Origin of the sequence: Crocosphaera sp. Alani8, from assembly GCF_038442745.1 — a bacterium.
Classification (GTDB): Bacteria; Cyanobacteriota; Cyanobacteriia; order Cyanobacteriales; family Microcystaceae; genus Crocosphaera.
Genome location: NZ_JARVCN010000453.1, coordinates 13,498 through 21,318, shown reverse-complemented (window position 1 = coordinate 21,318; position 7,821 = coordinate 13,498). Strand labels below are relative to the sequence as shown.

The 7,821-nt window shown below is 41.0% G+C and carries 10 protein-coding genes; 6 read left to right on the top strand and 4 right to left on the bottom strand.

Translation table 11 applies throughout. The annotated features are described in order from the left end of the window. Nucleotides 1-317 precede the first annotated feature (317 nt). The 6 genes from lpdA to P9B04_RS22205 all read left to right on the top strand — a co-directional run bounded on the left by lpdA (nt 318) and on the right by P9B04_RS22205 (nt 5,061). Complete coding sequence (gene lpdA, locus P9B04_RS22230) at nt 318-1,751, top strand: dihydrolipoyl dehydrogenase (RefSeq protein ID WP_342057143.1); 1,434 nt, start codon at nt 318-320, stop codon at nt 1,749-1,751. 360 nt (nt 1,752-2,111) lie between these two features. After that, nucleotides 2,112-2,234 (top strand): photosystem II reaction center X protein, encoded by a 123-nt coding sequence (gene psbX / locus P9B04_RS22225; protein WP_342057145.1) that lies wholly within the window; start codon nt 2,112-2,114, stop codon nt 2,232-2,234. A gap of 147 nt (nt 2,235-2,381) precedes the next feature. Further along, complete coding sequence (locus P9B04_RS22220) at nt 2,382-3,254, top strand: Ycf66 family protein (RefSeq protein ID WP_342057142.1); 873 nt, start codon at nt 2,382-2,384, stop codon at nt 3,252-3,254. A 60-nt stretch (nt 3,255-3,314) separates the two neighbouring features. Further along, nucleotides 3,315-3,869: a TolB family protein gene (locus tag P9B04_RS22215; protein ID WP_342057141.1), complete on the top strand. Its 555-nt coding sequence runs from the start codon at nt 3,315-3,317 to the stop codon at nt 3,867-3,869. A gap of 68 nt (nt 3,870-3,937) precedes the next feature. Continuing rightward, nucleotides 3,938-4,423: a TolB family protein gene (locus P9B04_RS22210; RefSeq protein ID WP_446718032.1), complete on the top strand. Its 486-nt coding sequence runs from the start codon at nt 3,938-3,940 to the stop codon at nt 4,421-4,423. A gap of 170 nt (nt 4,424-4,593) precedes the next feature. Beyond that, nucleotides 4,594-5,061, top strand: coding sequence for a phycobilisome linker polypeptide (locus P9B04_RS22205; RefSeq protein ID WP_342057139.1), 468 nt, complete (start codon nt 4,594-4,596; stop codon nt 5,059-5,061). 321 nt (nt 5,062-5,382) lie between these two features. Here P9B04_RS22205 and P9B04_RS22200 read toward each other — a convergent pair whose 3' ends face one another. The 4 genes from P9B04_RS22200 to P9B04_RS22185 all read right to left on the bottom strand — a co-directional run bounded on the left by P9B04_RS22200 (nt 5,383) and on the right by P9B04_RS22185 (nt 7,156). Further along, the gene (locus tag P9B04_RS22200) at nt 5,383-5,688 is read right to left on the bottom strand and encodes a CpeR family transcriptional regulator (RefSeq protein WP_342057138.1); all 306 of its coding nucleotides are present in this window, start codon (nt 5,686-5,688) and stop codon (nt 5,383-5,385) included. A gap of 92 nt (nt 5,689-5,780) precedes the next feature. Beyond that, on the bottom strand, nt 5,781-5,936 hold the full coding sequence (locus P9B04_RS22195) for a hypothetical protein (protein WP_342057137.1): 156 nt from the start codon (nt 5,934-5,936) through the stop codon (nt 5,781-5,783). Nucleotides 5,937-6,054: 118 nt separating this feature from the next. Next, complete coding sequence (cpcA, locus tag P9B04_RS22190) at nt 6,055-6,543, bottom strand: phycocyanin subunit alpha (RefSeq protein WP_342057136.1); 489 nt, start codon at nt 6,541-6,543, stop codon at nt 6,055-6,057. Nucleotides 6,544-6,637: 94 nt separating this feature from the next. After that, nucleotides 6,638-7,156, bottom strand: a complete 519-nt coding sequence (locus P9B04_RS22185) for a phycocyanin subunit beta (protein WP_342057135.1) — start codon at nt 7,154-7,156, stop codon at nt 6,638-6,640. Nucleotides 7,157-7,821: the final 665 nt, after the last annotated feature.

Here is a 7,821-nt window from a genome sequence, read left to right as displayed (position 1 = left end):
TTCATAATTGGTTAAAAAATAATGCTGACGTATTTGCTAGGTATAAAGCTAGTTTTGGCTATATTTGGGCTTGAAATAAGCTAAAGTCCCACTATTCATTAGACAAAAGTTTTGAAGATTTCAATAATCCAATAAAGCAGAGTTCTGCACATCACATGCTGAAGAAAATTACCAAGAATTTCTCTTTAAAAAAGTAAGTATTTACAAGATGTAACTGTCTTCCCCTTCCCCCTAGACTTACTTGCGTCTAGAGATTTATGATCAAAAGATGAGTCTTTCTTCAAGAAAGCATTATCAAACCACTAGAGCAAAAGATTATGAGTGAGTCAGGATTCGATTATGATTTAATCATTATCGGTGCAGGAGTTGGAGGACATGGTGCAGCCTTACACGCCGTTAAATGTGGGTTAAAAACAGCCATCGTCGAAGCAAAAGACATGGGAGGAACCTGTGTAAACCGTGGTTGCATCCCCTCCAAAGCCCTTTTGGCAGCATCTGGCAAAGTTCGAGAACTCCAAGATGCCCAACATCTCTACAACTTAGGCATTCATATCGATGGAGTTGATTTTCAAAGACAAGCGATCGCCGATCATGCCACAAATTTAGTTAATAAAATACGTGGGGATCTCACCAACAGTTTAAAACGCCTCAAAGTAGATACCATCAGAGGTTGGGGCAAAGTTGTTGATACCCAAAAAGTTAGCGTTTTAGGGGATGATGGAGAAAAAATTCTCACTGCAAAGGATATCATGTTGTGTCCTGGATCTGTGCCTTTTGTTCCCCGTGGTGTAGAAGTGGATCACAAAACCGTTTTTACTAGCGACGAAGCCGTAAAATTAGAAGTTTTACCCCAATGGATCGCGATCATTGGCAGTGGTTACATCGGTCTAGAATTTTCCGATATTTACACCGCCTTGGGGTGTGAAGTCACTATGATCGAAGCATTAGATACCTTAATGCCAGGGTTTGACCCCGAAATCTCTAAACTAGCCGAAAGAAGCCTGATCAAAGCCCGTGATATCGAAACCTACTCCGGGGTATTTGCCACAAAAATTACCCCAGGCGCGCCGGTTACCATCGAATTAACGGATGCTAAAAGCAAAGAAGTGATCGATGTTTTAGAAGTAGACGCTTGCTTAGTGGCCACAGGAAGAGTTCCGGCTACCAAAAATCTGGGACTAGAAAACATCGGTGTTGAAACCAACCGCGGCTTTATCCCCGTCAACGATAAAATGGAAGTGTTACGAGACGGGGAACCAGTCCCCCATCTCTGGGCAGTAGGAGACGCAAACGGGAAAATGATGTTAGCCCACGCAGCCTCTGGACAAGGGGAGATCGCTGTTGAAAATATGTGTGGACGAGACAAAACCATCGACTATCGCAGTATTCCAGCAGCCGCCTTCACCCATCCCGAAATTAGTTATGTGGGCTTAACCGAACCAGCAGCCCGTGAATTAGGAGCAAAAGAAGGGTTTGAGGTTTCAAGCGTTAAAACTTACTTCAAAGGCAATTCTAAAGCCCTTGCGGAAGGGGAAACTGATGGCATTGCTAAGGTAATATATCGTAAGGATAATGGGGAATTACTGGGGGTACATATCATGGGTATTCACGCCTCCGACTTGATCCAAGAAGCGGCTAATTCCATCGCCCAACGTCAAAAGGTTCAAAATCTCTCCTTGAACATCCATACCCATCCCACATTATCAGAAGTATTGGACGAAGCCTTTAAACGGGCAGAAGCCACAGTTTAAACTGATATCTTGCACCAGTATAGAAAAACTTAAATTAGTAAGCAGTCAGCACTCAGCAGTTCCTCACTCCGTTCCGGCGCTATCGCACAGCAGTCAGCATTCGTTTAATCTTACTCACAGTAGATGATAGGGATTGATATTTTTCAGCTGATGGCTGATAGCTGAACCCTTACAAACTAGCCAGTTTTATTGAAGGTGCAAGATGTGAGTTAAACTCAACGGGGAAACTGGGGAACTCAAAAATAAACTAACAATCGAGTACACCCTCTCCCCTTTTGAGAATTAATTCGCGCAATGGGGAACAAACCCCTTAAAATGGGTAAAGTTAGGTATCAAAATGAAAAAAAGGGTAACAAATATATGACACCATCTTTAGCTAACTTCTTCTGGAGTCTCGTCTTGGGAACCGTTATCGTCGTTATCCCGGTCACCATCGGACTTATCGTTATCAGTCAAAGCGATAAAATCAAACGCAACTCCTAAGCTTATTCAAGCCGATCCCATCCTTATTTGGGTGGGGTCATTTTTATAATTTAGTTATATTAATAATAAGCATTAAGTTTGCCCCATTGGGTATGCTTAAAACGAAAAAAAATTCCCCACCATAGGAAACGAAGACGGAGAGCGATAATGGTTAATTTTGGGCTGAACTCGGCCAGTGTTCTTGGAATTTTTTTAGCTGTTGCTGGTGCAGGTTTATACTTCCTACGAAGCGTACGGCCAGAACTATCAAGAGATCACGACATCTTTTTTGCCGCAGTTGGCTTGTTATGCGGACTAATTTTACTGTTTCAGGGGTGGCGACTCGATCCTATCCTACAATTCGGACAATTTTTATTGACAGGTTCGGCCGTATTTTTTGCGGTAGAAAGTATCCGCTTGAGGGGTGCCACAACAGAACAAGCAAGAAGAAATTCCTCTTTTGTGGATGACGATCGCCGCGTTAGTAAAACCCGTGTCTACACAGAAGCAGAACTCGATCGCTTAGAACCCTACGAAGACGAAGAACCCACCTACCGCAATAATCCTCGTTTACAGGGGTACGCTGATCCTCGTAGCGATCGCAGGTACGAACAAGAAACTCCTCGCCCCAGAACATCCCGTCGTCAACCTCCTTCTAGTAGCGACCCCTACGGCGATCGCCCTTCCTCAAGACGCAGAAACGCCCCAAAACGTCCCACCAACGATGGTTACGATGCTTGGGATAGTAGGGATGATATGTGGGAAGATCGCCCTAAAAAACGCCGTCCTACTCGTCCTCGTCCAGAGAATAACGCTTCGGAAACATCATCTCCTCCTCCCCGTCAACGTTCTTCCCGTCCCACTTCATCACAAAGACGTTATTCTGCTTCTCCAGAGGAAACTCCCACCCCCACAGACTATGTAGACTATCAACCTATCGACCCAGCAGAAAGCCCAAGAAAGCCTAGATCTCGTCCCTCCGAACCAGAGGATGGTTACGACAGCGATCGCCCATCAGATAAGTCTAATTCTGACTATTAAAGACTCTCAAAGAATTAAGAATTTACATACATAACAATTCTAAATTCTAAATTAAAGGTCATGACAGTAATTGCTCACCGATTGTTAAAAGCAATTTTCGGGATTGGTTTAATGAGTATCTTGGGTGCTTGTGGTACCTTTAAACGCCCTGAACCCCCTGCTACTCTCAATAGTCGTTACAATGATCAGCAACCTACTCTTAGCGGAGATGGTCGCTGGTTAGCTTTGGTATCTAATCGCAATAATAGTAATGAGATTTTGCTGTACAATTTACAGAGTAAAAGGTTTGTCCAATTGCCAGGGTTAAATCAAAGTAACGTTATTCTAGAAAGCCCTAGTTTAAGCCGTACAGGAAGATATTTAGTTTATATTTCCAGTATACAAGGACGACCAGATGTGGCTCTTTACGATCGCACTATCCAACGAGCAGAAATACTAACCGAAGGTTATCGTAATTGGGTGAGAAACCCCCAAATTAGTGCCGATGGACGCTACATCATTTTTGAGACCGCAAGACGAGGACAATGGGATATTGAAGTGTTAGATCGTGGTCCTTTGATCGAACTAGATATTCCCGATGGGACACCAGTAGTAAATCCATCATTAACCCAGTAACTTCTATTAGTTACCAGTTATGAGTTTAAGTTGAAGATTAATTTGTGAAGCATTATCTTATTCTTTGGATGGTTGTTATTAGTAGTATTGCAGGGGGTTGTACAGGGTATCCTCGTTACTTAAACTTTCCTTTTGATGTAGGAGGAAAGGGTTTAAATAGTCGTGCTTCGGACTTAGAACCTCAAGTAACATCTACTTATATCGTTTTTATTTCTGATAGAAATGGCTCTCAAGATGTTTATCTTTTCGACGCTCAAAAACGAGAGTTAATTACTTTACCAGGGTTAAATGCGTTGGATGAAATTGCATCTCATCCTTCTATTTCTGAGGATGGTCGTTATGTGGTTTTTGCTAGTAGTCGTCAGGGAAAGTCTAATGTTTATGTTTATGATCGAGAAACGCAACAAAAACGCAATTTAACCGCCAATTTACAAGCCGAAGTTCGTCACCCTATCATCAATGCTGATGGAACTACAATTGCTTTTGAAATTGCTAAAAATGGTCAATGGGACATTATACTTTATGATTTGTTTGGTAATCCTTTAGAATTTTAATTAATTCTGCTTTATTACTTCGTTAACATCAAAAGTAAGGTGTCAGCGGATTAAAGCAATGATCTTTCTTCATCATCAATATGATACAATCCTAAGTAGTCTATCTACAACTATAGTGTTGATAGACTGCTTAGTACCTGGACAAAAATAAACGTTTAGGGAGTAGTTACATGGCAGAACCATTTTATTTTTCTAATAATCATCTTGCTAAAAATGTTGAGGATTTGGTATTACTATGCGAACAATTCCCGGAAGAAGGACTGGAATATTTAATCAGAGGAGACTTTGAAAAATGGTTGGATTATATTGGAGAACAGAAATTTTCCGTTATAGCTAAGAAAGCAAGATCAGTAGTCTCTCTTTCGCAAGACAGTGATCCATTGCAATTTTTTATAGCTAATTGTCAATCATCTCTCAATCCTGATACTCATATTCAAAAAGCTACTGTTGAAGATAAGGGTTCTTATAGCAATACAGAAAAGCGTTTTCGGATTGTTTTTTCTTCCTCTAAAAATGTAGCTAGATTAAATAAGTTTAGTCATCGGGAATGCGTAGTTAACTACAGTCAAATGTCCCAGAAACTTCATAACATCCACAAGAGTGGTGGGAAAGTTCTCACAATTACGGAAGTAGTCTAGTTGTGTAGTTTTTGATTAACTCTTTATGGGTTTCCCTGCTCTGATACTGAGGGGAATCTTAATGATAGATAGCTTTAGTAGAGTCGTTAGGTTCAAGCTTAAGGAGCAATAACTGTGAAGAAGAGTAAAAGGTGAGAGTTCTGTTATAAAAATTAATAATAAAACAAGGGAGAAACAGTTATTCTGATCGAAAGCTTGATCATAGAGGATTAAATAGTTACAAAAATGTAGATGGTCAAGAAACACAACTGCTAAGGGGTTCTTTGATGATCGCAAAGGGGAACCCTTCTCTTATTTTTACTTTGTGGTTTAGGGGAGAACCTAACAGGGCTCATCAAATCTGGTGTAAGTTCGGCCATATTTAAACCAGTACTGCTTTAAAGGATGATTGGGGTTGGGAAGAGTGCCTTTAACTTGATAGAGAATAACTTGTCGATGATTTCCTCTCCAGATTCGCTTGATAGGTTCAACAGATATTAAGGTACCATCGAGAGTTCGAAGACAATCTTCAAACCTTTCAATGGTGCTGTAATGAAAGGTCTCAAAAACAAGAAAACGGTCAGAAAAAATGAGATGACGACTTCTGATCCAAGAGTGCATTTTTTGACGAGCAAGAGGAGGTAACATCTGAAGAATGATACTGGTTAGTATCAATTTAGGAAATGGTTAGGGTATTTTGGACTAAAAATGGGCAGAGTAACTGTTGCAGTTAATCCTGCCTAGGAGATCAGATGGTCTTTTCCTAGTACATAACGGTAGGCCCTGCGAATAGCAATTTCTGCTTCTTCTTCGCTCCAATTTCCCGGCAACTCCACAGGAGCCGTATCTAAAAAAGGTTCAAAACCTAACCGTTGTGCTACTGTTAAACTCGTCATTTTAACCTCCTAACAATGCGGCAAATTAGATACAACAAGACCTGGAGAAACAGATAATTGCTCACTACTTAAGCAAACAATCTTCTGTTTTTCCAGGTCATTAGCACTTTCTAGATGACTAGCTTAGTACATTGATTGCGTAATCGATGTAGGAATTGGCTTCACCAGCGGCATCACCACTTAAACCATGATTAGCTTTGATGTACTTGAGAGCTTCAATGTACCAGCTAGGAGACAACTCAAAAGTACGGTTAATTTCATCGATACCAGCGATGAGATACTCATCCATAGGACCGGTTCCACCAGCAACTAAACAATAAGTAACCATGCGGAGGTAGTAACCTATATCACGAGAACACTTGTCTTTCCCACGCTGATCCGCAGCATACGTAGGCCCTGGCATTTGGGTAGTGTAAGGGAATTTTGCGTAAACAGCATTAGCTGCACCTTGAATTAAAGTGTCTTTCTTTTCAGTCAATGTTTTAGCTGCGTCTAAACCAGCGTTTGCACGTTTAAAACGTCCAAACGCTGACTGGATCTCTGTGTTGCTCAAGAAGCGTCCCTGAGAATCAGCACTAGAAATCGCTTCGGTTAAGGGGGTTTTCATGTTTGTTTTATCTCCCGATTGTTTTGCTAAGTTTTCCTAGAATACCGTATCGAAATTGTTTTTAGATTGCTTATGAACCACTAAAGGGCTTTTATTAAGCAACAGCAGCCGCCGCCCGATCGAAGTAACCTGCAATCTCTGCGGCAATAGCAGAGCAATCTCCAGAGGTAATTCCATTGGGATCTTTAACAATAGCTAAGGAAGCATCCTTCATTTTTTGAACGCCATTAGCCACAGAACTCCCAGGAGTTCCCAAAGCCAAATAAGTTTCACGAAGTCCATTGAGACAACGATCTTCTAAAATACTTGCATCTCCGCTAAAGATAGAATAAGTGATATAGCGCAGGATAATTTCCATATCACGTAAACAAGCAGCCATACGACGACTGGTGTAAGCATTTCCACCAGGTTGGATTAATTGGGGCTGCTCAGCAAATAAAGCGCGAGCTGCATCAGCAACAATGGTGGAAGCATTGCTCGTGATACGGTTGACAGAGTCCATCCGCTTGTTGCTTTCAGCTACCATTTTGCTTAGTGCATCCAGTTGGTCGGCAGATAGAAAATCACCGCGAGCATCGGCTTGGGAAACAACTCTCGTAAATGCGTCGAACATTCAATCAATCTCCTACTTGACTTAATTTAAGTTGGGTTGGGTTATCTAAAGATTTCCATTAGGTTTGATTATGCCGTATTTAATCGTCAAAATCACTGTAGTTCCTTAAAAGCTTTACAAAAGTTTTCTTAAGAAACCCGAGAAACCTTAATGATCTTCTCAGAACCGTCGGGGGCATTGGAGATGACTTTCATCTCTAGTTGTGTCCCCTTCAAGTTAATTTTATACAATGACTTTGCCTATTTTTTCATTACGTATTATTAAAAAAACAGAATTCTTCGGTAAACTAATATTAAGAATAGTCTAGAGACTCTGATGTTAGTGGATTAGAGAGGGATCATGTTTTTTGTAGTTGTGGTGTTGTTGTTTGTGGTTAATTGGATCGCTTCCTATGCTCTAGCGATTATCCCTATTCATCTAGTGACTTATTTAGGTTCTTTCGTACAGTTGTTTTTTATATTCATACTATTACTAGTTTTTAGTTGGTTTTTTGGCGAATGATGCCCGAAATCGAGGACAATGAGCAGACTTAAAAAACCCTCACTGTTTGGTAACCTTTTCAACTCGAGTTAGGAGTTAGGAGTCAGGAGTCAGGAGTTAGGAGTTAGGAGTCAGGAGTCAGGAGTCAGGAGTCAGAAGTCAGGAGTCAGGAGTTAGGAGTCAGG